Genomic DNA, 26,318 nt, shown 5'->3' on the forward strand with positions numbered 1-26,318 from the left:
ACAAATCCCGCCCTTTAGTTTTGTTAACTTTATTTACAATTAATAGCTTTATTCACATTTAAAGCCAATTCAGAAAAAGCATGCCCGCCCAAGTGTTTATTAGATTTAAAGTCTATTAGCCGCACGGTGAATGAATTTTTATATATAATTTAATTTCTATCAATAATTTAATTTATATTCATAGTTTTACTCTGCGTGCGTATGTATAAGCTAAAAAAATTATAAAATATTTATGTTCAGATAAAAGCATTGATATATTTAAAGATTATGTTTTTATACATTGTGTAATAATATATAAAAATATATTTAATTATACTATTTTCTATTGGCCTTTTCTAATTCTCTTTGAATTTTTCTCTCTGCTTTCTCTAATTCTTTTTCATTTTTCCTTTCAGCTTTTTCTATATTTCTTTCAGTTTTTCTTTCTGCTTTATCTATTGTTTTTTCAATTTTGTCATAAGATTTTCTATCATTTGATGTGGTTATTGAAAAAGAAGTACAGGAAACAGTAAAGATTATAGATAATAAAGTAATAAATATAATTTTCTTCATAAGATAAAACCTAATATTAAAATGTATATTTATATATTATCATAAATATATATAAATGCAAAATAAAAAATAATTTTATAAATAGTAATTTTATTCTTTTATTTTATTGAAATTTTAGATATAGTGCAATTTACTATTTTAAAAATAGTTGTATAATTAATACAAATTTTTATTTAAGGATTTTTATTATGATAGATGTAAAATTAATAAGAGAAAATATTGAATTAGTAGAAGAGAACTTGAGAAAGAGAAGAAGCAAAGTATCTTTAGACAAGTTAAAAGCTTTAGAGCATGAAAGATTAAACCTTTTAAAAGAAGTAGAACAGGACAGAGCAAAGAAAAATGAATCTTCAAAAAAAATCGGCGAATGCATGAAAGCCGGAAATAAAGAAGAGGCAGAAAAAATAAAAGAAGAAATGAAAAACTTCACAGAATCCTTAAATAAAAAAGAAGAGAAGTTGTCGCAGTTGGAAGAGGCCGTTAATAATGAAATACTTTATTTGCCTAATATGCTTTCTGAAGATGTACCAGATGGAGATGATGAAAAAGCAAATAAAGAAATCATAAGATGGGGAGAGCCTCGTAAATTTGATTTTGAAGTAAAAGACCATGTTGATATAGCTATGGGTTTAGATATTCTTGATATAGAAAGAGCTGTTAGAATGTCAAGAACTCGTTTCTCACTTATGAAAGGAAAAGGTGCAGCATTAGAAAGAGCTTTAATTAACTTTATGTTAAAGAAACATACAAGCGAACATGGCTATACAGAATATGTACCTCCTATACTTGTTAATGGCAGAACTATGACAGGTACTGGTCAGCTTCCAAAATTTGAGGAGGATTTATTTAAAACTACAGATGATCCTGCTTTATACCTTATACCTACAGCAGAAGTTCCTCTTACAAATATATACAGAGAAGAAATTATTCCTGAAAACATGCTTCCTTTATATTGTACTGCTTATACACCTTGTTTCCGTTCTGAAGCTGGTTCTTACGGACGCGATATGAGAGGATTAATAAGACAGCATCAATTCGACAAAGTAGAGTTAGTAAAAATTTGTGCTGCTGACAAATCTAAAGAAGAGCATGAAAAAATGCTTAAAGATGCAGAAAGTATTTTACAGGCATTAGAACTTCCATACAGAGTAGTTGTTCTTTCTTCCGGAGATATAGGAAATGCTGCTTATAAAACTTTTGATATAGAAGTTTGGCTTCCATCACAAAACATGTACAGAGAGATTTCAAGTGTAAGTAACTGTTGGGATTATCAGGCAAGAAGAATGCAGATGAGAACTAGAAGAAACGGCAAAACAGAATTAGTACATACATTAAACGGTTCAGGTATTGCTGTTGGAAGAACTTGGATAGCTATACTTGAAAATTATCAGCAGGCAGACGGAAGCGTAATAATTCCAGATGCTTTAAGACCATTTACTGGTTTTGATAAGATAGAAAAGGTTAATTAATGCCATCATCTAAAGACTTTCTTAATATAGTATTAAACAAACTAGATTCTTTAGATGATATTGATTATAAACAGATGATGGGAGAATACATAATCTATTATAACAAAAAATAACAGCTTATGTATGCGATAATCATCTTTTTATAAAGCCTACTGATAAGGCAAAAACTTTAATAAAGGATTATATATTAAAGCCGCCTTATGAAAATGCTAAAGATATGATATTTATAGAAGATATCAATAAATATGACAATGATTTCTTTGAGTATTTATTCAAAGAGATTTATGATGAGCTTCCTTCTATAAAGAAAAAAGCTAAAAAGTAAAAAATAAATAAAAACATTAAAGTGCAAATCCTAAACAAGGTTTGCACTTTTTTATTGTAATAAATTTTCTAATACACTAAACGCACGGTTAATGAAAGTTTTTTAATAATTTAAATTAAAATTCAATATTAAAAAAATTTATTCTACATGCGGTTGTAGAAAAGCCGCAACAAATAAAAACTTAAAATATATTTTTAACTTTGTCTATTTTTTATTGTTCTTTTTCCCACGACTTCGTCAAAGAACTTATATCATCGACAGGCTCTGATACGCTACGCAAAAGTGCATTTTAATAATATAGCAACTATAAAATGTTTCATTTTTATTTATATGATATAAAATATATTCATTAGTGTTTAGGAAATAATTATGAATGATAAAGAAAAGCAATTAAAAAAAATTTTCAAAGAAATAGAAAAATATGATGATGGAAAACATGATTATAAAATAATAAATTTATGTGATGATGGTTTAAAAATTGATAATAAAAATCCTAAATTATATTTCTATAAAGCCAGGTCACTTTATCAATTGGCTTTATATAATAAAGATAGTAATAAATATTTAGAAGCAATAAAAAATTTTAATATAGTTTTTGATATTGAACCAGATAATAAAGTTACACATTATAATAGAGGGTTATGTTATTTCTATTTAGCTTTAAATGAAAATATTAATGAAGAATATCTTCATAAAGCTATTGAAGATTTTGACAATATAATAATCATATTACATCAATTTGAAAAAAACATAAAAACTAAAAATGATATAATAGTATTAAATAAAAAATATGATGAAAGTTATAGTATACGGGCTTTATCTTATGTTTATTTAAATAAATATGAAGAAGCCTTAAATGATTTTAATATGGCTATTAAATATAATTCAGAATCTGGAGAATATTATTATAACAGAGGATTATGTTATTATAAATTTGCTATAAAAAATAATAATGATATAAACTATTTAAAATCAGCAATAAAAGATTTTAATAAATCTATTGAATTAAATGAAAAGAATTATTTTGTATACTATTATATAGGAATATGTTATTATGAATTAAAAAATTATAATGAATCTATAAAAAATTATGAATTATCAGAAAAATATTGTAAATATAATTATGATAAATTAAGTATACAAGATAAGAAAATAGAATGCCTGCTAAAATTAAATAATAAAGAAAATGAAATATATAATTTATATAAAAATATAATATTAAATATATATAAAGAATTTGATAACGAAACCATTATTCATACCTGTGATCTTTTTAATATTTCATCATCAATAACAGAAAATGTATTATCATTAAAAAATAAAATATATGTTAATGAAAATGAAATTATAGATAATAATAAAAATATTATCAATAAAGCAATTCAAGATGATTTTTATAATAAAAAATATTATTATGAAATAAGAAATAATAGCTTATATAATTATACAAGAGTTAATAAAGATACTTTAAGAAGCATATTAAATAATACTTTATGGTGCAGTAATACGAAAAACTTTAATGATCCTGTTGATCCTTATATAAGAAATGTTAAAAAAGAAGAACAAAATAAATTTTATGATTATTTACTAGAGAAAATAAAAATAGCTTGTTTAACTACTCATAATGATAATACTTTAATGTGGAGTCATTATGCTGATAAACATCAGGGTATTTGTATTGAATATGATATAAATAAAATTTTAAATGAAAATAATGATAAAATTTTAATTAAGAAAATTAGTTATAACAGAAAAATGATATCTTATGATACATTCATAAATAAACAAAAAAAATCAATAAATAGTATTTTAATAGATGATAAGACATTAAATAATATAACAGATATATTTACAGTAAAATCAAAAGAATGGGAATATGAAGATGAATACAGAATACTTTTTTATGATGAAAAAAATGAAAATTCAAATGGAACACTTATCAATTTATCAATAAAAAGTATTTGTTTCGGAGTACAGACATCAAAAGAAGATAAAGAACTTGTATATGATATAGTAAACTTTATAAATTTAAAGAATGAAAACATTGATAAATATAAAAAAATTGAACTTTATGAGGCTCACTTAGATGATAATGAGCTTTTTAAGATTAATATTAAGCCTTATAAACATAAAAAATAAAGTAATAATTTTAATTCATTTATATTTTTAAATATTAATATTTATAAAAATGAAGTCTTTTTGGTTCTTTGTGCCAACAAAAGAACTGGGGGCTCGGGGGCTAGTCCCCGAAAATAATAACAATATAATAAAATATTTGAAAGATGTTTTATGGACTGATATAATTTTTTATTTTATCAACTTTTTTAGGACTTCATCGGTAAGCACAGCGTCGGGCTAGTCCACACAAATGATTTAATTAACGCAAATATTAGTCTTCTTACCGTACGTTATAAAAAAGGCTCTACCTTTATTAAATAAAAGTAAAGCCCAAATAAATTTTATTATTAAAAAATTATTCCCAGTATTTTTTCATTCTTTCTTTTAGAGAAGATTTGTATTTTTCAAAATCAGTTATAGGTTCTCTTGCAAGCCCTTCATCACAAGCAGCCTTAGCAACAGCAGGCGATACCCATTCAATAACTCTAGGATCAAAAGGTTTTGGTACTATATAATTTTTACCAAACTCAAAAGTCTTGTTTCCATAAGCTTTGAAAACTTCTTCAGGAACTTTTTCTTTAGCAAGAGCAGCCAATGCTAATGAAGCAGCCATTTTCATTTTCTCTGATATAGCTTTTGCCTTCACATCTAAAGCACCTCTGAATATGAAAGGGAAACCTAATACATTATTAATCTGATTAGGATAATCGCTTCTTCCTGTAGCCATGATTAAATCATCTCTTATAGCTATAGCTTTTTCGTATTGTATTTCAGGGTTAGGGTTGGCCATAGCAAATATTATTGGATTCTTAGCCATAGATTTAACCATGTCTTCAGTAACGCAGTCAGCAACAGAAAGCCCAGCAAATACATTAGCTCCTTTCATAGCTTCTTCCAGATTTTTTACTTTTAAATCAGTAGCAAATTCTCTTTTCTCTTCTGTAACAGATTCTATTCTATCTTTAGTGATAACACCTTTACTATCGCACATAATAATATTTTCTCTAGGCACTCCCAATGCTACAAACATTTTTGCACATGAAATACCAGCAGAACCGGCTCCATTAAATACTATCTTTGCATTTTTTCTATCTATATTTGCAATTTCCAAAGCATTAATCAAAGCAGCAGAACATATTATAGCTGTACCATGCTGATCATCATGAAATACTGGTATATTACATTTTTCTATCAAAGTTTTTTCTATTTTGAAACATTCAGGGGCTTTTATATCTTCTAAGTTAATACCTCCGAAAGTAGGCTCTAATGCATGCACTATATCTATAATTTTATCAGGGTCTTTTTCATTTATCTCTATATCAAACACATCAATATCGGCGAAACGTTTAAATAATATTCCCTTTCCTTCCATAACAGGTTTTGAAGCTAAAGCACCTCTATCGCCTAAACCAAGTATTGCAGTTCCATTTGAAATAACAGCAACTAGATTTCCTTTTGAGGTGTATTTGTATGCTTCATTAGGATTTTCAGCTATTTCAAGTACAGGTTTTGCAACTCCCGGAGTATATGCTAAAGATAAATCATCTGCAGTTTTACAAGGTTTGGTGGCCATAACTTCTATTTTTCCAGCTTTTCCTTTAGAATGATATTCTAATGCTTTTGTTTTCAATTCATCTGACATAAATATTTCCTTATATATTTTATATAATTTCTAATAATATATAAACAATATGATTTTGTCAATTTTTTTATTTTTAGAATTATTCTGAAATCCCGCCCTTTATATTTATTGCTTTAATTAGAAATGATTAATTAATACTTTTTTATAATTTTATTTATAAAAACATGCCCGCCCTAAATTTTTTAAATTTGCAAATGTATGTACCGCACGATGAATGAAATTTAATATAATAAATATTTTAGTAATTAAAATTTATTAAATTATAAAGTATAATTCACCGTGCGTTATATGAATTGATATAATTGATTTTATAAACTTATATCATCTATTTTTCTTAATTCATCATCAGTAATAGGCATTTTATTTATAATTTTTAGATTTTCTAATATTTGGCTTGGTTTTGAAGCACCTATTAATACGCTTGTAATTTCTTCGTCTTTTAGTACCCACCTTAAAGCCATTTGAGCTAAACTTTCTCCTCTTTCCTTTGCTAAATTATTTAGCTGTTCAATTTGAGACAATTTTTTTCTAGTTATAGCATCATGTTTCAAATATCTGCCGTCAGCTGCTATTCTGCTGTCTTTTGGAATACCATTTAAATATTTATCTGTCAATAATCCTTGAGCTAATGGGCTGAATGCTATGATTCCTTTTCCTAATTTTTTTGCTTTTAATTTTAATCCGTTATTTTCTATAGTCCTGTCAAATATAGAATATCTGTTTTGATTTATTATAAATGGTACATTAGCCATATAAAGTAATTTAGAAGCTCTTTCCATTGTGTGACCATCATAATTTGAAAGACCTACATATAAAGCTTTTCCGCTTTTTACTATTCTAGTTAATGCTTCCATAGTTTCTTCCAAAGGAGTTTCAGGATCCATTCTATGATGATAGAATATATCAACGTATTCAAGATTGAGTCTTTTTAAACTTTGATTGATGCTTGCTATTAAATATTTCTTGCTTCCAAAATCTCCGTAAGGTCCTGGCCACATATCATAACCCGCTTTAGTGCTGATTATAAGTTCATCTCTATATTTATTAAGTCCGTCATTTAATATTTTACCCATACTAATTTCAGCAGAACCGTAAGGAGGTCCATAATTATTTGCCAAATCAAAGTGAGTGATGCCATTATCAAAAGCGGTTTTTATCATTTCTTTCATATTGTTATAATCGCAGTTTTCACCGAAATTATGCCAAAGCCCTAAAGAAACTATAGGGAGCTTTAATCCGCTTTTACCGCATCTATTATATATAATATTGTCATATCTATTTTCAGAAATTTGCATTTTATGTCCTTATTTAAATTGATTATATACTCTTAAGTATAGATTTATTATTATATTATTCAAGTATTAAATGTAAAAAAAATATTCAATATTACTAAAATAGTTTCCGATAGTTTTAACAGTATTAAATTATTAAATAAAATACTTGCGGAGGCATCATGATTAAGAAAATTTTTATTGCGGTTGTTTTGATGAATATACTTGTTGGATGTGTTACTATGCAGCCTAAAGATAACAATAATACAGCTACAAAAGACAATGCTGTTACAAAAGACGATACAGCTAATAATGAAGATAAAAAAGAAGAAACTATTACCAGAGAAGATACACCAAAAATGAAAGTTACTGTTTATGGAGCAGATAAAGAAATTCAAGCAGTAGAAATAAATGATAAAGTTTATTATGTAATAGGCGGAAAAGATGTTGAAGATATGACAGAAGCAGAGATAAAAAAATCATCTCTAGTAGCACCTTTAAAAATTACAGAAGAAACTATTAATGGCACAAAAGGAATAGTTGTAACTTATTATGATGTAAAAGTATTCTTGGGTAAAAGAACAGGAACAGGAACTACTGTAGGAATATTTGAGCCTCAGAAAAATGATTGGACTACAGGTAATGATATAGACAGAAGTTTATCTATTCAAATAAAACTTTCAAGAAATATAGCTGGTCCTATAGATATAAAAAGAGGAAGTATATCTTTAGCATTTAATTAATATTTTGAATTAGAATTAAGTTATTTATTGATAATAAAAAGCTGGTTTTTTAGCCGGCTTTTTTTATGTATAAAAGAATGTTCTAATATTATTTTATTTAAAAATATTTTCTATTTATTTGTATATAATTTATATAGTTCATTTGCTACTATATCTATAGTGTATGGGGTTTTATTTATTTCAAATGCATATAATTCCCATCTGTATTGATCTGTTATTTGAAACTGTATTATATATTCATTAGTATCATATCTCGCTACTATATCTATGTAACGATTATAATCATCTTCAGATATGAAATCCTGCCATTCTACAGAACTGAAAGGGGATAGAAGTTCATTTATTGTTATATTTGGATATGCTGTAAATGAGCTATTTTTTATCAGGCTTATTCCATCGAAATTTCTGCTTTTTATATTTATAACTTCATTTGTTTCTGATATGTTTAATCTATATTGTTTACTTTCCAGCTTTTTATCATTACAAGATATAATGAATAGCATTATTATTATAAATGCTGAATAAATTTTATACATATCAAAACCTAACAATTAATTTAATTTATTATCGGTCAAATTATTTTATTTATTGAATTATCAAATTTAATTATGAGTATTTTATAAAATTAATCAATATAAATCAATAGTTATGTAATTTTATTTTTTTATAATAAAAAATAAGTATAGTATTGATTTTTATCAAAAATAGAATAAGAATTATATAAAAATAAAAAGTTATAGGTATAGAACAATGAAAAAAATTTTATTAATGATTTTAATAGTTTCAGTATTAGCAATAGGATGTAAGGATAATGTAACAAACCCTATGGAATATATGGTTGAAAGAGGCAGCGATTGGACTAGCAGAGCTAATGTAAGAGCAAATGAAAAAATATATTTCGGACCTATTTATATAGTTAATAACAAACATGTGTATGTAACTTCTGCTAAAATTATTCAGGTTGATAAAACTACTTCTATTACTAATGATATTCCTTCTGTTACTGAGAAAGATGAAAGAGGATATATAACATCAATCACTCCTTTAGAAAGTCAATCATCAGGAAGTATTGCCTATATAGTATTCACATATAAAAATACATTAGTATCAGCATCATTTTTAGAAGAGTATTTATATAAGTATAGCGGAGAAATCTATAGTAATACTTGGTTTGAAATTTATAATGAAAATATGCAAGTTGCTGAAATAGTTATTGTAAAAGAAATAACAGTAACTAGAAAAGTTTATGATGATCAAGGTCAGTATATAGATACTGTAAGCGGTACCTTTTCAGGAGAGAAAACTTTTGAGGTGATTGAATCTCCTTCAACTCCTGGGAAAATATATATTATGCTGAATCCTTCATATTTAAATTTTAAAAATGAAGATGGCCAGTATTATATTGCTCCATATCCCAATTATATCAATTATAAAGATATTGAAATTGAAATTGTGTATACAATAATTCATTAAAAAATATTATAATTTTTTATGTGTTTTTATTACCTTTGAAACATATTTATAGTGTAAGATTACAATTATTTATTACAATATGATAATAATACAGAATATATACTAAAAATAGTTTTATATACTACAAATTTATCATTATATATTTAAAAGCAATAATAATTACATAAAAAAATTATAAACAAATTAAGAAAAAATTACAAAATATTATACATTTTTTATAAATAATATATATAATATTTCATCATTAAAATAATAATTGTTAGGAATAAATAATAATGACTATATTGGTATACTCTATGCCGTTTCTGCTTTATTTATGCTCAAGCATATTCAGTACGGTTTTAGTTATAAATGCTTCTATATCAGGTGCTAGTCCTTTTTTGTATCATTGCTTGGGGTTTCTTATGGTATGGGTATGATGCTCACAGCTGGCACTTTTTCACGTATTAAAATACAAAAGAAATATTATACCAACTTAATATATGTTGAAGCGGTACTTCAGCTTATTATTGCTGTTGCTTGTTTGATATTTCTTCCGCCTGAAATGTCTTTATTTTATTCATTTTTATATGGATGCTGTGCTACTATATTTTTTGTATGCTTTCAATCATCATTAGATGTAGTATCAAAAGATTTGCCTGTTACATTAAGTGGGGCTTTATTTATATTTTCTTGGTCTTTAGGTTTTGCTGTAGGTCCTACTGTTACAGGGCTTATATATAAATTTGATTATAAATTGGGTTTTTATTTTGTTATAGTAGTAAGCGTAATAATGTTTATACTCTTTTATCTTTCAAGACATTTGAGATTTAAGGCTAACAACAAAAAGATAAAATGGAATATACCTTTCATGCGTGCTCCTAGATATAAAGTGCATATAGGCTGGCTTGTAATATTTGTAGGTGCTATGGTTTTACATACTTTAAGGTTTATGTTTCTTGATTATGGAATAAAGGTAATAGGTTTTTCTGAGGCGGACTCCTCCTTATTAGTTGGAAGTTTATCTGCTTTTATGGCTGTAGGTTCTTTATCATCTGCTTTTTGTTTGAGATTTTTGGAGAAAAAAAGAGTATTTACTATAGTAGGGCTTCTTACTCCTGCGGCTTTGCTTTTAATAACATTCACTAGGAATTTCTGGTTATTTTTGATAGCATTTATGTTTTTGGGTTTTGTTAGCGGTTTTGGTTATTTCTTTGGGCTTTATTATGCTTTGGCGGATCAGGATAATGCTCCTAGAAATGTTGCTGTTAATGAGGCTTTGACGGGGGTTGCTGCTTTATTCATACCTTTTATAATGGGTTATTTGGCTTCTAATTTTTCATATTTTGTGGGTTTTTTATTTATGATGAGTGTATCTTTAATATGTTACATTATAGCGATATATACTATGTGGCAGAAGAAAAGAACTGCTTTGCTTAAAGAAAAATTTAACAAGATGATAGATGATATAGACAGTAAATATATAAACAAAACTATTTAATATATTAATTATTATTTTTAATAGGGATAAGAACTAAAAGAATTATATTAGATGAGTTTTTAGAATTAATTAAATAATACTATATATTTATAATTTCAGATTCTTTTATGTATATTTTTTGTTTTTTTGCAACTTTGACGAAGTCCGAAAAAAGTTGATAAAATAAAAAACTATAATTAGTTTATAAATATTCTATTATATAAAATGAAAAATTAAACCTTATATAGTTACTATGTTTAAGACTATAAAACAATAAAAAACATATTGAATAAAATCAAAAATATAATATAGTTTTTAATCATTAAAATTAAATATTAGAGGAATTATCATGAAAGTTTTTATTAGTGCGGATATCGAAGGAATTACTACAACTACACAATGGCCTGATACTGATGCAGGAAGTTTAACTTATAAAGAACATACTTTGCAAATGACTAAAGAAGTTAATGCAGCATGTGAGGGAGCTATTGATGCAGGGGCAAAAGAAATATTTGTAAAAGATGCACATGACTCTGCTATGAATATAGATCAAACTGCTTTGCCTGAATGCGTGAAAATACATAGAAGATGGAGCGGAGACCCTTATTCTATGATAGAAGGTATTGATGAGAGCTTTGATGCTATAATGTTTATTGGATATCATAATGCTGCTTCTATTGGAAATAATCCGCTTTCGCATACTATGAATACTAGAAATGTTTATGTAAAGCTTAATGAAGTTTTGGCAAGCGAATTTATGTTTTTTAGTTATGCTGCAGCTTATAGAAAAGTACCTACAGTATTTTTGTCAGGCGATAAGGGATTATGTGAAGTGGCACAAAATATGCAGCCTAATCACCCTAATTTGGTAACACTTCCAGTTAAAGAGGGTATAGGTTATTCTACTATAAATTATTCACCTAATTTAATGGTTAAGATGATTAAAGAGAAAACTAAAGAGGCTTTGAGTCAGGATTTTAAGGGTAAATTATTAAAATTGCCTAATACTTTCAAATTAGAAGTATGTTATAAGGAACATGGATACGCTCATAAAGTATCATTTTACCCCGGAGCGAAAAAAATTAATGATACTACAGTAATTTTTGAAAATAATGACTATTATGAAATACTAAGAGCCTTGAAATTTATATTATAAAATAATATAATATAGGAATCCGATAACTTATGAAAGCCCCCTTAAAAAGCAGCATTCTTTTAAGGAGGCTTTTTTTATTGTTAAATATATTTAATGTTTGGTAAAGTTTATGAAAGAGATTTGGGATATATATGATATTAATAAAAATAAAACAGGAAGATTTCATCAGAGGGGAATACCTTTAAAGAAAAATGATTATCATATAGTTATACATGCTTGGGTAGTTAATAGTAATGATGAAGTTATAATAACAAAAAGACATAAGAGTAAAAAAGTATGTCCTAATATGTGGGAATGCACAGAAGGTTCTATATTAGCTGGAGAGGATAGTGCTGACGGAGCTTTAAGAGAGCTTCAAGAAGAAATAGGATTATCATTTAAAAAAGATGAAGCAGTATTTTTAACTTCTTTTGTACTTGAGTTTTCAAATACTATAGTAGATTCTTATATGTTTAGAAGAGATGTTAATATTGAGGATTTAGTTTTGCAGGAAAATGAAGTTAGTGATGCTATGATAGTAAATAGAGAAAAATATTTAGAGATGTGTAAAAGCGGAGAGATCATTTCTTCTATAAGATATTTCTATGATATTTATGATAAATTAAATAATAAGTAAATAGATTAAGTAAATTAGGAATTATAATGAAAGTATTGATATTAACAGTAGGCCCTCAGGGAAGCGGAAAAAGTTATACTATAAAGAAAGCTAATCTTGATTATTATAGTGTAAGTTCTGATAATTTAAGAATATTATATTCAGGTGTTTTTCCAGACGGATATAATGGACTTGAAATTTCTGAAAAAGACAATGCTTATATTTGGAATAATTTAATATTAAGTATATTAGAAAATAGATTCAGATTAGGACAATTTACCATATTGGATAGTACAGGGCTTTTTAATCTTAATAGTATTACAGAGCTTGCCAAAAAATATGGATATAGAATTGTAGCTGTTTTATTTGATCATTTATCACTTAAAGAATGTATTGAGAATGTGAGAAAAAGAGGGGTAGGTTCTAATATACCGGAAGAAGTTATTCAAGACTTTTTTATGCGTATGAAGAATTTCAAATTGAGCGGTGCTAATATTTTTAAAGCTTCAGATTATGGCAGTGCGGAGACTGCATTGCTTGAGGCATGTAAATGGGATAGTTTTTATCTTAATGAAACAGAATTTGAAAAGTATGATAATATAAAAGTGATACCGGATTTGCATGGCGAGTATGATGTATTTAAAAAGTTTTTGGAGAAAGAAAATTATTTTAATGATAAAAAAACAGCTTATATATTTGTTGGCGATTTAATAGATAGGGGAGTAAAGTCAAAAGAATTACTTGATTATTTTCTTAATAATGATATAGGAAATAATGTTTATTTTATAGAAGGAAATCATGATGTTAATTTGAATTTTTTTGCCAATGATATAAAAGTTACAAGTCAGGAATTTTATAAAACAACATACAAAGAAATAAAAAAAGCATTTACTATAACTAAACAAGTAAAAGATAATAGTGATAATGTTGTAGAAGAAAAAATATTAAATGAAAGCGAATTAAATAATTATAAAAAGAAAATAAGAAATTTTTATAAGAAGTTCAGACTTTATTATTTTTTCACTTTTAAAGGAAAGAAATTTTTTATTAATCATTCCGGCATAGATAAAATGTATGAGCATATTCCTGCATCACTTTTGAATGGTGTTGTAACTTATGGATATGGAGAAGATGATAACAGTTATAAATCTTATATAGAAGTAGGAAATAAATTTAAAAATAATCATTCAGATATTATTCAGATATTCGGACATAGAAATGTACTTCAAGAAGAATTGGAAGATAATCTATGCAAAATAAATGATAATGCCTATTGTATAGAAAATTCTGTGGAATATGGAGAGGATTTAATCATTCTTAATTTAAAATACATGTCTATTGAAAGTTATAAAAATGACAGAGAAATAGAAAACTTATTTGACAAAGAAAAAACTGACAGCGAGCTTGTTCGTCATAAATATTATGATACAGTTTATTCCACTAATTTTTCAGACAGAGTATTTTATAAAAGATTATGGAATGAACAAACTATCAAAGCTAGAGGATTATACAGATATAATGAAACAAATGAAATTGCAGGAAGAAGTTATGATAAATTCTTTAATTATGATGAAGTTAAAGAAACAAAATTAAAAGCATTACAAAATAATATAAAGTTTCCTGTGAGTGTTTATAAAAAATATAATGGTTATTTGTTTTTAGTATTTTTAGATAAAACTAGAGATGAGTTAATATTTGCAACCAAAAGTTCAATAGGTACAACAATGGCTTCTTGGGCGGAAAGTTTATTAACTGAAGAAAATAAAAACTTTATAAAAGAATATTGCAAGAAAAATAATACTACATTTGTTTTTGAATGCATACATTTAAAAGATTCAGCACACCCTATAGTTTATAATGAATCATTTTTGATTTTGCTTGATATAATTTACAATGAAGAGAGTTTCAGAAAACTTTCTTATGAGGAATTATCAAGCAAAGATATAACAGAACAATTTCAAGTAAAAGAAAGAATAGAAATATTTGAAGCTCCAAAATCTAATATTTCAAAAGATGAGTATAATAAATATATAGAAAAAATTATTCATAAATACGTTGATGATTTTAGTATAGATTATGAGGGAGTGGTATTTGAGGATGCAAATTGCTTTATGGTAAAAGTAAAATGTCCTTTCTATATAATAAAGAAGGCATTAAGATCAGAATCAATGCGTTTGAATAGACTTAGTTATTCTTTGAATATTCATTATCCTAATAATCATGTTATTTTTGTGGGCAATAAAATATTTTTAAAGTACAAAAGAGAAAATAGTTTGAAAGAGTGGAGAAGTTTAGAAGTATCAGAAGTTGTAGAAGCCTATAATGAAGTTTTAAAAGAATTGGGTAAGTAATTTTTAATATTCCTACTGCAAAATATAAATTGCGGTAGGTTAATATTTTTTAAATTTAAATAAAGCTTGGGTGGGTTTTATATTTTATAATCAGGCTTTAAAAATAGATAAATTAAAAATTTCAAACTATAGTATTAAAGAATAAAGGGCGGGGTATGTAATTAAATTTTAAAACCTAAATTACATTTGCCCACCCTTTATATTTATAGTTTCAATCTGCCATTAAAACTGTTATTTTTTATTATTGCTAAATTAGAATTTATAGCTGCCCACCCAATATTTTTTTAAATTTATTGTCTTATTACCGCCCATATAATATAAAAATATATTTCTTATTTTATATCATGCTTTTTACAAAAATTGTCAGCAGCTTCCATATTAAGAAAAGCCAATTTTTTAAGCCCCTCTGATATTATATGCTTTATATGTTCATTAGCCAAATCATACGCTTTATCAAAATCATCTTCTGATTCTTTAACTAATTTATTATATTCATCTTCATTTATTTTTTCTTTTTTCATGTAGGCAGTTTTTGATTTGGATATTCCTCTGTTGAAATAGCTTTCAGAATAATTCGGATTTAATTTTATAGCCTGATCATAATAAAGTATAGCCTCATCATATATGCCCAAATGATTAAGAGCAACAGCTTTATTATAATATGCATCTGCTATATTAGAATCTAATTCTATAGCCTTATCAAAATCTTTAATAGCCTCCTGATATGCTCCCATAGTCATGGCAATTATTCCTCTATTTAGATATGCCTTCGTATATTTAGGATTTATCTTTATTAATTCATCAAAGTCTTCTACAGCACCTTTATAATCTTTTATATGAAACTTGGCATTTGCTCTGTTGAAATATCCGTCTGCAAATTCTCTGTTAATATGAATAGCATTTGTATAATCATCTATAGCTTCATTAAAATTGCCTAACTTTTCTTTGACATTTCCTCTGTTATTGTATGCATCAATGAAATGAGAATTATATTCTATAGCTTTGTCATAATCTTTGATGGCTTCTTTATATTCACTCAATGCATTTTTTGATAATGCTCTGTTATAATAAGCATCAGCAAAATGAGGATAAACTTCAATGGCTTTGTTATAATCTTCTATAGAACCTTTATAATCTTTTAAGCTTGCTTTTGTATTTGCTCTTACATAATAAGCCTCTTCAAGATTATAATTAAGTTCTATTGTCTTATCAAAATCTTTTAGAGCCTCCTCACTATTTCCTAAACTTCTGTTTATTATTCCTCTATTATAATATGCTGCTGCAAATTTATCATTTAATTTTATAGTCCAAGTATAATCTTCTACAGCACTTTTATATGAATCTTCATTATTTATATTTGCTTTAGCATTTGCTCTGTTATAGTATGCTTCGTAAATAGTTGAATCTAGTTTTATAACTTCAGAAAAGTATTCTATTGCTAATTTATAATTTTTACTTTTAAAAGCATCATAAGCTTTATTAAAAAAGTTTTTAATATCTTTTTCAGCCATAAATTAAAACCTTATATTATATTATTATTTTATGATATATTAATATCGAAAAAACTCAATTATAAATATAGCAAAATATATACCACTTGAAAGAATATCATAAATAAAATATACTATTTCAGAATATTAGAATATATTATTTTTTATTATTAAATAAGTGATAAAGACAAATTATGGATATAAATAACTTAAATACAACAATATTAGAGCTTTTAAAATTAAGAGGCATAACTTCCAAAGAAGATATTTATGATTTCTTTTTTCAGGATATATATTCATTATCTAATCCTTTTAATATAAGGGATGTTAATGTATTTGTAGACAGAGTAAAAGAAGCTATAGAGAATGATGAGAAGATATTAGTATACGGAGATAAAGATGCAGACGGCATAACAGCAGCATCTATTATATATAATACATTGAAAGTAGTTACAAAGAATGTTGAGGCATTCGTACCTAATCATACAACAGGATATGGACTTTCTAAGGCTGTTATAGAGGAATATGCTAATTCTGGAGTAAGCCTTATTATAACAGTGGACTGCGGAATATCTAATGCTGAAGAAGTAGAGTTTGCAAGGGATTTATCAATAGATATTATAGTAACTGATCACCATGATATACCGGAAATACTTCCGAATGCTTATGCTGTATTTAATCCTAAGATTTCAAATACCGGTTTTGTATCAAAAAACTTTTCAGGATGTGCGGTTGCTTTTAAGCTTATGCAGGCTTTTGTGTTTTCTTATACTAAGTTATATAATAAGGATATAATAGTATTGGATTATGAGATTGATAAGTCAAAAAATGTATTGAAAAGAATAAGGGCTTTGAAATCTACTAATTTCGTTATAAGCGATGAGGTATTCGGGTTTGAGCTTATTAATGATAATAATTGCTATAAATCAATATATGCTGATTATTATGATGAACTTATGAGCGAAGATGAGGTGCTAGAAGAGCTTGCTACTTATATGTTTGAGGGTGATGGCTGTGTATTGGTGCTTACAGGAGGAGAGGAAAGATTAAAGAAACTTCTTAATTTTTATGAGAGATATGAAATATATTTGCCTGAATATGATAATGTATATGATCTTCTTCAATTAGGTGCTAAATACGGTAATGTTAATATAAAAACTACAAAGACTTTAGATGATTTTGCTTTGGCACTTAACGTTAATATTTATAGATATGATGATATAGCGTATAGAGATTTAATTATAAAAATGGAAATATTCAGAAGACTATTTTATATAAGTCAGAAACAGCTTCAAAGTTATATAAAGAAAAAGTCTATACTTGTATTATTTGGAAGCGTAGCCGATGTTGTGCCTCTTATAGAAGAGAATAGAGCTTATGTGAAATGTGCCTTAAAGGAATTAGAAAAGCCTAGTCATATTAGATACAATATTATACTTGAAAGAATAAATTTATTAAATACAAAGATAGATACTCAGGCTATAAGCTGGAGGCTAGCTCCTTTTATAAATGCGGCAGGAAGAATGGGAAGCCCTGAAACAGCTTTGAAGCTTCTTACTTGTGAGATAAAAGAAGAGGCTGTAACTTTGTCAAATGAAGTTTATAATATGAATGAAACTAGGAAATCTTTGACAGAGTCTAATTTCACTATTGTAAATGAATATATAAAGACTAATAGCTGTTTGAAACTTCCTATTATAGTTGTAAAAAGCAAAAAGATAGAGCAGGGGCTTACAGGACTTATTGCAGGAAAGGTATTGAGCGAATATGGTAAAACTGCTGTTATTATGCATGAGAGTGATGACGGTGTTTGTATAGGAAGCATAAGGAGTAGGGGAGAAGATAATGCCAGAGATATGCTTGATTATGCTAATGCTTATTTAACTAAATTCGGAGGTCATAAAAATGCTGCTGGATTTACTTTGAATACTGATAATTTTGATAAGTTTCAAAGCAAAATAATAAAGTATGCATCTAGCCAGAATTTCCAAACAGAAAAAAATGAAGATGAATTTGATTTAGAACTTAGTTTTAAAGATATTGATATAAAGTTAGCCAAATTGTTAGAGATGTTTGAGCCTTATGGCTGCGGAAATGAAGAGCCTTTATTTATGTCTAAAAAAGTGAAAGTTAATAGCATAAACAAAATGAAGAAAAATAATAAAACACATTTAAGGCTTGAGTTATTACAGGATAATAAAAAAGTTAATGCTATTATGTGGGATAAAAGTGATGATGAGGCTGATAAATTACTATCTTCTGATTATATAGATATTATTTATAAATTAAAAGTTAACCGTTTTAATGGAAGCGAAGATGCTAGAATATATGTAGAGAGCTATAAAATATTTTAATAATATTAAATAGTATTATAGCTTTTCTATTTGTTCTATGCTTAATCCTGTATTATCGCTTATTATTTTTATATCTATACCTGATTTTTTGAGATTTCTTTCTATTTCAATTTTACCTTGTTCTATTCCTTTTTCTATGCCTTCCTGAATTCCTTTATTCATAGCATTTTTTATTTCATAATCAAGCATTATTTTATTAAAATATTCATCTATTTCTTTACGTTTGTATGTATCTATAAGCGGATTATCACAAAGAAAAGATTCTGATTTCTCTTTTACTAATTCAAAAACTGTATCTTCTTTTAATAATGTTTTCATATCTTCCCCCTTAAAAAATTTTATCCAAGACAAAACTTCTTTTTTTATATCTTTTATATTTGTAGTATTATTAAACTTTGGAAGTTCTAGGCGAATGCCCGCCTTCGGCGAAAATGTATTTGACAATGATCTGTTAGAATATTATTATGCTTTATTTCTTTAAGTACATAGCATGTATGTATATCATCAATATTTTAGGAATTTTTTTAATTATTTATTTAAAGAAGTTTATAAAATGCAAATAAAAAGGGGCTTAAAGCCCCCCTTATAGTTATATATATTTTCTAGTTAATTTTCAATTAATTATTGAGCACCGTTTAAAGCAGGTAAATACCAAGTTATACCTGTAGTAGTTTCAAAGTATACAGGAATACCAGAATTTTGTTTTGTTCCGCTGTTATTAACATCCATCTCGAAATACCATTCTAAGTCCTGAACAGGTCTTATATAAAGCTCTGTATAAGCTCCCCATGCAAGTTTATGCTCTACTTTAGGATCAGGTCCTTTTGTAATAGTACCATCAGTTGAAATAGTGTTAGCTTGTCCAGCATAATTACCTGTATAACCTAAAGAAGGCTCAACATAAAGAGATACTATATCGCTGTTAGCAGTAATACCCAATGCAACTTGAGCAGAAACTTTATAAGGATTTTTCGCATAATAATCTGATTGTTTTACAGTTCCTGATACAAACCTACCATTACCAACATCCTCAGCTTTATATATGTACTCACCATTATTTACTCCACCTTTTAATACTGTGTGGAAATCAACTCTAACAAAAGGATTGATGCCTACATTTCCTACAGTAGTATTCAAGAAATAGAATCTTGTTTGGAAACCAAAAATTTCTGAAGTAGAATACTTACTGGCATCATTATTATATCTGAACGTAGAATTTCTATAGTAGAAGTATACTCTTATAGCATTGAAAGCATCTATACCAGTATAGTATCTTAACTGTATATTATCGAAAGCTACACCTGTATATGTTTCTTTAACATTACCAAGACTATACTCTTTTACAGCTACTTGTATAGGTATAGATATTCTCAAATTGTTATTCAAAGCATTAACCATTAATACAGGAGTATGTACACCTATATATCCACCAAGATAATCTTTTGCCATAGTATAGCTATAACCAACACCAATACCGATCATTTCAGAAGTGTAGCCTATACCACCGGAAATACTTGGCAACAAGTATATATTATCTGTTTGTCCTGAAAGGATTTGACCCCAATAATTACCTTCTGCTTTGAAACCGAAAGTACCTTTAATAGTAGCGTTACCTAAAACAAATCCTAATTGATCCATTCTAGCTCTTAATTGATTGCCATGTACTAGGAAATCAATCCAACCATCACCTCTTCCATACATACCAAAAGCAGATGCACTAGCTATAGTTAATAAAGCCATAGCTGTCACTAAAATTTTTTTCATTATTTTTTTCTCCTAAAATTTTTATATAGTTAATACTCATTATGAGCAGTAACTTCAAAGTAGTTTTATGAAACAGCAAAGATTTAGAGTATCTTTATTGTTTACTAAAATTGGTTATAGATAAATAAGAAATCCTATATTATACCAACATTTTTATTCTAAAAAATTTATATAAAAAAATCAATACTAATAATAATTTATAATAAAATAAATAATATCGGTATATAAAGACAGGGTTTATTATAAAAATTGTGAGTGTATATCAAGTTTATTTACTGTTTTATGTTATGAATACAACAAAAAAATATATTATTTATACAATCAAGTCCACTGTAATTTTTTTAATTATTTAAAGTAGTTTATAAAATGCAAATAAAAAGGAGGGCATTAAAGCCCCCCTTATAGTTATATATATTCTCTAGTTAACTTTCTAATTAATTAAGAGCAGGTAAGTACCAAGTTATACCTGTAGAAGCTGCGAAATTAACAGGAACATTATTGTAATTAGCAGCACCAGTATTGTTATTAACATCCATTTCGAAGTACCATTCTAAGTCTTGAACAGGTCTTACATAAAGCTCTGTATAAGCACCCCAAGCTAATTTATGAGTTACAGTAGGATCATTAATAGCACCTTTTTGTTTTCCGCCAGCTTCAGCAGTATAACCTAAAGAAGGCTCAACATAAAGAGATACTATATCGCTGTTAGCAGTTATACCTAATACAGCAGCAGCAGTTACTTTATAAGGAGTTTTTTCCCATTCTTGTTTACCAGTACCAGAATTAATTGCGAAAGAACCGCTATTAAATACTTTATTTTGACTATCATAAGCAGCTTCTCCAGCTCTTACAGTTTTATTATCTCCAACTAAAGCAGTATCAAATTCAACTTTTAAGTAAGGGTTGATACCTACATTTCCAACAGTAGTATTTAAGAAATAGAATCTAGTTTGGAAACCGATTGACTGAGCAAACATATCAGTTGTACCATTTTTATATCCAGCTTGTCCATATCTGAAGTATACTCTTATAGCATTGAAAGCATCTATTCCAGTATAGTATCTTATTTGAATATCAGTGCTTACACCCATATAATCTTTTTCAGTGTTAAGACCTAAAACATTATTGAAAGGATTTGAAGAAGTAGCTATCTGTATAGGAACAGCTATTCTTAAATTGTTGTTTAAAGCATTGATCATAAGAACAGGAGTATGAACGCCCAATCTGTCATGTAAATGAGTATAGCTATAACCAACACCTATTCCGAAAGGCTCAGAAGTGTAACCTATACCAGCAGAAATAGTAGTTGTTAAATCTACAGCTCCAGTACCACCAGAAAGTATGTTGCCTAAGTAAGTTGTAGCAGCTTGAGATCTAAAACCAAAAGTACCTTTAATAGTACCATTTCCTAAAGTGAATCCTAATTGATCCATTCTAGCTCTGAATTGGTTACCATGTACTAAGAAGTCAATCCAAGAATCTCTGTCACCGTACATACCGAAAGCAGATGCGCTAGCTATAGTTAATAAAGCCATAGCTGTCAATAAAACTTTTTTCATTGTTTTTTCTCCTAAAATTTTTATATAGTTAATACTCATTATGAGTAGTAACTTCAAAATAATTTTAGGAAACAACAAAGATTTAGAGGATCTTTATTGTTTCCAAGGCGTTAGAACCTTTAAGCTTAATTCTAACGGACTATAAAAAATCAGTGAGAATAATAAGATTTAGAGGATCTTTATTCTCCGTAAAAACAGTAACTAATAGGAAAGTTATGCTGCTTTTACTAGTGTAGTAGTTTGGAATAATAAGGATTTAGAGGATCTTTATCGTTCCTAACATTGGTTATAGACATTATAAGCAATCTTTTTTTAATGCCTATATCTTACCAACATTTTTATTCTAATGAATTTACATAAAAAAGTCAACACTAATAGTCATAAATTTATGAATTTTTTAAAAAATAATAATTGAATTAGATAAAAACAGTTGATTATTTTCATTGGTAAAAGGTGTTTATAAAAATTGTAGACTTTATAAATTGAATGGAACAATTTATTTTAGAGAGTTTACTGTAGGCTGAATGAAATATACTTCATTAAAGCATGATATTATGACGACAAAAAGGGACTGATTTATACAATCAAGTCCCTATAATTTTTTTAATAATTAATATTATTTATTAAAATTCAGGTAAATACCAAGTTATACCTGTAGTAGCTGCGAAAGAAACAGGAACATTTGATCCGTCACTATTAGAGTTATTAACATCCATTTCAAAATACCATTCAAGATCTTGAACAGGAGTAATATAAAGTTCAGCATAAGCTCCCCAAGCTAAGTTATGTATTACTTTAGGGTCTACAGTATCTGTTTTATATTTTCCTTCATAAGTAGCCTGATAACCTAAAGAAGGCTCAACATAAAGAGATACTATATCGCTGTTAGCAGTGATTCCTAATACAGCAGCAACAGTTATATCATAAGGATTTTTATCCCATTTTATATCTTTTTGGGCATATATTGAATAGATAGCTTCTCCTGCTCTAACCATTGTATTATTTCCAACTAAAGCTGTATTGAATGCTACTTTAACGAAAGGATTAACTGTTACATTTCCAATAGCAGTATTTAAGAAATAGAATCTAGTTTCAAATCCAACTGATTGCTGGAACATATCCATATTATTTTGAACTTCTTTATATCCTGATTGTCCATATTTAACATATACTCTTATAGCATTGAAAGCATCTATTCCAGTATAGTATCTTATCTGTATATCTGTGCTTACTCCTAAATAGTCTTTCCAGTTATTTCCTGTACCTTTTCCAAATGGCTCTTTTGATACAGCTACTTGTACAGGAACAGCTATTCTCAAGTTATTATTTAAAGCATTCATTACTAATACAGGAGTATGAACACCTAAAGTACTGTTGTAATAAGTAAAATTATAACCAACACCAATTCCGAAAGGTTCAGAAGTATAACCTATACCTGCAGAAATAGTAGCATCTAATCCTATATTATCTGTTTGTCCTGAAATAATATTTCCCAATAAAGTTCCAACTGCTTGTGATCTAAGACCAAAAGTACCTTTAATAGTGTTGTTTCCTAAGACAAATCCTACTTGATCCATTCTAGCTCTTAATTGATTGCCATCTGTAAGAAAATCAATCCAATCGTCCTGATCACCATACATACCAAAAACGGATGCACCTGCCATAGCTAGTAATGCCATAGCTGTTAATAAAATTTTTTTCATTTTTTTCTCCAATTTTTTATTTTGTAAAATTAAAATAATTTTTATTATTATACAATAAAATTATACAATGTAAATATATGTAGATTTCAAATTAAAATATATTGTTATCTGAAAATTATACTTTATAGAAAAAATATATATATCTATATAATAGAAGAAAATAATTTTTTATAGTTTTAATTATACAATATTTATTAAGTAATATAAAAGAATATATATAACAGATACCTACTATATTAAAGTTAGCCTCTATAATTTTATAATTAACGAAAATGAATTATTGAGCACTGTCAAAAGCAGGTAAGTACCAAGAAGTTATACCTTGTAGAAGTTTTGAAAGTAACAGGAACACCTGTTATTGAGTATTAGCACCATTATTAAAATACATCTCGAAGTACCATTCAAGATCTTGAACAGGTCTGATATAAAGTTCTGTATAAGATCCCCAAACTAGTTTGTGATTTACTTTGGGATCAACTGATGCATTTTTTAATTTTCATTCTAAGAAGCAGTATAAACATATAAAGTTACTATATTGCTGTTAGAAGTGATATCTAATACAGCAGCAGTTACATTGTAAGCATTAGCTTCATAAATATCTGATTGTTTAATTTATTAATACCATCATTTACTGTAAGAGGATTAACAAAAGTTTCTGCTGTATAATCACCTATAGGCCTCCTTGTAAAGCTGTATTATAAGCAACTTTCAAATAAGGGTTAACAGTAACTTTACTATTTGAGTGTTTAATAAATAGAATCTTGCTTGGAAATATATAAAATTACATATTATAATAGAAGAAAATAATTAAGGAATAATTTTTTATAGTTTTTAATTATCCGGTATTTTATTAATGTATATAAAATTATAAAAAAGAGGCTAACTTTTTTACTAAAGCTAGCCTCTGTAAATTCTCTAATTAACAGAAATTAATTATTGAGCACCACCTAAATCAGGTAAATACCAAGTTATACCTGTAGTAGTTTCGAAGTATACAGGAACGCCTGTTGATTGAGTATTAGCACCATTATTAACATCCATCTCGAAGTACCATTCAAGATCTTGAACAGGTCTGATATAAAGTTCTGTATAAGCTCCCCAAGCTAGTTTGTGGTTTACTTTAGGATCAACTGCGCCTTTAGGTCTTCCAGCATAAGAAGCAGTATAACCTAAAGAAGGCTCAACATATAAAGTAATTATATCGCTGTTAGCAGTGATACCTAATACAGCAGCAGCAGTTACATTGTAAGCATTAGCTTCATAAACATCTGATTGTTTAAATTTATTAATACCATCATTTACTGTAAGAGGACTAACAAAAGTTTCTGCTGTATAATCACCTATAGTGCCGCCTTGTAAAGCTGTATTATAAGCAACTTTCAAATAAGGGTTAACAGTAACATTTCCTATTTGAGTGTTTAAGAAATAGAATCTTGCTTGGAAACCGAAAGCTTCTGAAACTTGTGAGTAATCAGAACCTTCTCTTGTTATAGAAGAATTTCTATAATAGAAATATAATCTTATAGCATTGAAAGCATCTATTCCAGTATAGTATCTTAACTGTATATTATTGAAAGCTACACCTGTATATGTTGTTTTACCAGTATAACTTAATACATTATTATAGTCTTTTACAGCTACTTGTATAGGTATAGATATTCTTAAATTGTTATTTAAAGCATTAACCATTAATACAGGAGTATGTACACCTATATATCCGCCGTTAATAGAATCATTTGCAAAAGTATAGTTATAACCAAGACCTATACCTATCATATCAGAAGTATAACCTATACCAGCAGAAATAGTTGAATCTAATTTAACATTTCCAGTACTTCCGCTAAGTATATTTCCTAAGTTGCCAAGATTGATTGCATTTGCTCTGAAACCAAAAGTACCTTTAATAGTACCATTACCTAAAGTGAATCCTATTTGATCCATTCTAGCTCTGAACTGATTACCATGTACTAAGAAGTCAATCCAAGAATCACCTCTGCCATACATACCGAAAGCTGATGCACTTGCTATAGTTAATAAAGCTATAGCTGTCAATAAAACTTTTTTCATTGTTTTTCTCCTAATTTTTTTATAGTCTTTTGACAGTGTCTATTGAGAGATTGCTTAAAAACTCAATAGACACCATAAAGATCCTCTATAATTCATTATAGGAAAAAGTTATAAAATGTCAATACATATAGATAAAATTATATAAAAAAATCATCTTGTAAATACATATTTACATAGTATTTTAACAAAAAATTATAAATTTTTGTTAATTATATAATTATCATTTT

General features: G+C 27.2%; 17 protein-coding genes and 3 pseudogenes. 9 read left to right on the plus strand and 11 right to left on the minus strand.

The window, feature by feature from the left end; genetic code table 11:
- Positions 1-315 precede the first annotated feature (315 nt).
- Complete coding sequence (locus BINT_RS01095; protein ID WP_014486713.1) at positions 316-552, minus strand: hypothetical protein; 237 nt, start codon at positions 550-552, stop codon at positions 316-318.
- 188 nt (positions 553-740) lie between these two features.
- Between BINT_RS01095 and serS the strand changes: the two genes are divergently transcribed.
- Complete coding sequence (gene serS / locus BINT_RS01100) at positions 741-2,021, plus strand: serine--tRNA ligase (RefSeq protein WP_014486714.1); 1,281 nt, start codon at positions 741-743, stop codon at positions 2,019-2,021.
- 694 nt (positions 2,022-2,715) lie between these two features.
- Positions 2,716-4,485, plus strand: coding sequence for a DUF2971 domain-containing protein (locus tag BINT_RS01110; protein ID WP_014486716.1), 1,770 nt, complete (start codon positions 2,716-2,718; stop codon positions 4,483-4,485).
- Positions 4,486-4,819: 334 nt separating this feature from the next.
- Here BINT_RS01110 and BINT_RS01115 read toward each other — a convergent pair whose 3' ends face one another.
- Positions 4,820-6,106: a malic enzyme-like NAD(P)-binding protein gene (locus BINT_RS01115; RefSeq protein WP_014486717.1), complete on the minus strand. Its 1,287-nt coding sequence runs from the start codon at positions 6,104-6,106 to the stop codon at positions 4,820-4,822.
- Between the two features lie 308 nt (positions 6,107-6,414).
- Positions 6,415-7,401 (minus strand): aldo/keto reductase, encoded by a 987-nt coding sequence (locus BINT_RS01120; RefSeq protein ID WP_014486718.1) that lies wholly within the window; start codon positions 7,399-7,401, stop codon positions 6,415-6,417.
- A 158-nt stretch (positions 7,402-7,559) separates the two neighbouring features.
- Here BINT_RS01120 and BINT_RS01125 point away from each other — a divergent pair, with 158 nt between their 5' ends.
- Complete coding sequence (locus BINT_RS01125; RefSeq protein ID WP_041177142.1) at positions 7,560-8,120, plus strand: hypothetical protein; 561 nt, start codon at positions 7,560-7,562, stop codon at positions 8,118-8,120.
- 110 nt (positions 8,121-8,230) lie between these two features.
- Here the strand turns inward: BINT_RS01125 and BINT_RS01130 are convergent, their stop codons facing one another.
- Entirely contained in the window at positions 8,231-8,656 is a 426-nt protein-coding gene (locus BINT_RS01130) for a hypothetical protein (protein WP_041177143.1), read from the minus strand.
- 214 nt (positions 8,657-8,870) lie between these two features.
- On the opposite strand from BINT_RS01130, the gene BINT_RS01135 reads away from it, so the two are divergent.
- From BINT_RS01135 to BINT_RS01155, 5 genes and pseudogenes are all read left to right on the plus strand, one after another.
- Positions 8,871-9,593: a hypothetical protein gene (locus BINT_RS01135; RefSeq protein WP_014486721.1), complete on the plus strand. Its 723-nt coding sequence runs from the start codon at positions 8,871-8,873 to the stop codon at positions 9,591-9,593.
- Between the two features lie 275 nt (positions 9,594-9,868).
- A pseudogene (locus BINT_RS01140) lies at positions 9,869-11,073 on the plus strand (MFS transporter).
- A gap of 328 nt (positions 11,074-11,401) precedes the next feature.
- Positions 11,402-12,208 (plus strand): M55 family metallopeptidase, encoded by an 807-nt coding sequence (locus BINT_RS01145; RefSeq protein ID WP_014486723.1) that lies wholly within the window; start codon positions 11,402-11,404, stop codon positions 12,206-12,208.
- A 109-nt stretch (positions 12,209-12,317) separates the two neighbouring features.
- Entirely contained in the window at positions 12,318-12,824 is a 507-nt protein-coding gene (locus BINT_RS01150) for an NUDIX hydrolase (RefSeq protein WP_014486724.1), read from the plus strand.
- A 26-nt stretch (positions 12,825-12,850) separates the two neighbouring features.
- On the plus strand, positions 12,851-15,154 hold the full coding sequence (locus BINT_RS01155) for an RNA ligase (protein ID WP_014486725.1): 2,304 nt from the start codon (positions 12,851-12,853) through the stop codon (positions 15,152-15,154).
- A gap of 332 nt (positions 15,155-15,486) precedes the next feature.
- Here BINT_RS01155 and BINT_RS01160 read toward each other — a convergent pair whose 3' ends face one another.
- A complete protein-coding gene (locus tag BINT_RS01160) occupies positions 15,487-16,665 on the minus strand; it encodes a tetratricopeptide repeat protein (RefSeq protein WP_014486726.1) in 1,179 nt (392 codons plus the stop codon).
- A 173-nt stretch (positions 16,666-16,838) separates the two neighbouring features.
- Between BINT_RS01160 and recJ the strand changes: the two genes are divergently transcribed.
- Positions 16,839-18,998 (plus strand): single-stranded-DNA-specific exonuclease RecJ, encoded by a 2,160-nt coding sequence (gene recJ / locus BINT_RS01165; RefSeq protein ID WP_014486727.1) that lies wholly within the window; start codon positions 16,839-16,841, stop codon positions 18,996-18,998.
- Between the two features lie 15 nt (positions 18,999-19,013).
- Here recJ and BINT_RS14490 read toward each other — a convergent pair.
- The 6 genes and pseudogenes from BINT_RS14490 to BINT_RS01190 form a co-directional block, all read right to left on the minus strand.
- Positions 19,014-19,510 (minus strand): annotated as a pseudogene (locus BINT_RS14490) (Rpn family recombination-promoting nuclease/putative transposase); the annotation flags it as partial.
- 109 nt (positions 19,511-19,619) lie between these two features.
- On the minus strand, positions 19,620-20,762 hold the full coding sequence (locus BINT_RS01175) for a cell surface protein (RefSeq protein ID WP_041177144.1): 1,143 nt from the start codon (positions 20,760-20,762) through the stop codon (positions 19,620-19,622).
- Between the two features lie 434 nt (positions 20,763-21,196).
- Positions 21,197-22,321: a variable surface family protein gene (locus BINT_RS01180; protein ID WP_041177145.1), complete on the minus strand. Its 1,125-nt coding sequence runs from the start codon at positions 22,319-22,321 to the stop codon at positions 21,197-21,199.
- A gap of 623 nt (positions 22,322-22,944) precedes the next feature.
- Positions 22,945-24,024, minus strand: coding sequence for a variable surface family protein (locus BINT_RS01185; protein ID WP_041177146.1), 1,080 nt, complete (start codon positions 24,022-24,024; stop codon positions 22,945-22,947).
- 355 nt (positions 24,025-24,379) lie between these two features.
- A pseudogene (locus BINT_RS15360) lies at positions 24,380-24,454 on the minus strand (hypothetical protein); the annotation flags it as partial.
- A 503-nt stretch (positions 24,455-24,957) separates the two neighbouring features.
- A complete protein-coding gene (locus tag BINT_RS01190) occupies positions 24,958-26,091 on the minus strand; it encodes a variable surface family protein (protein WP_014486732.1) in 1,134 nt (377 codons plus the stop codon).
- Between the last annotated feature and the right edge of the window lie 227 nt (positions 26,092-26,318).

Source organism: Brachyspira intermedia PWS/A (assembly GCF_000223215.1).
In the GTDB taxonomy this organism is placed as follows: Bacteria; Spirochaetota; Brachyspiria; order Brachyspirales; family Brachyspiraceae; genus Brachyspira; species Brachyspira intermedia.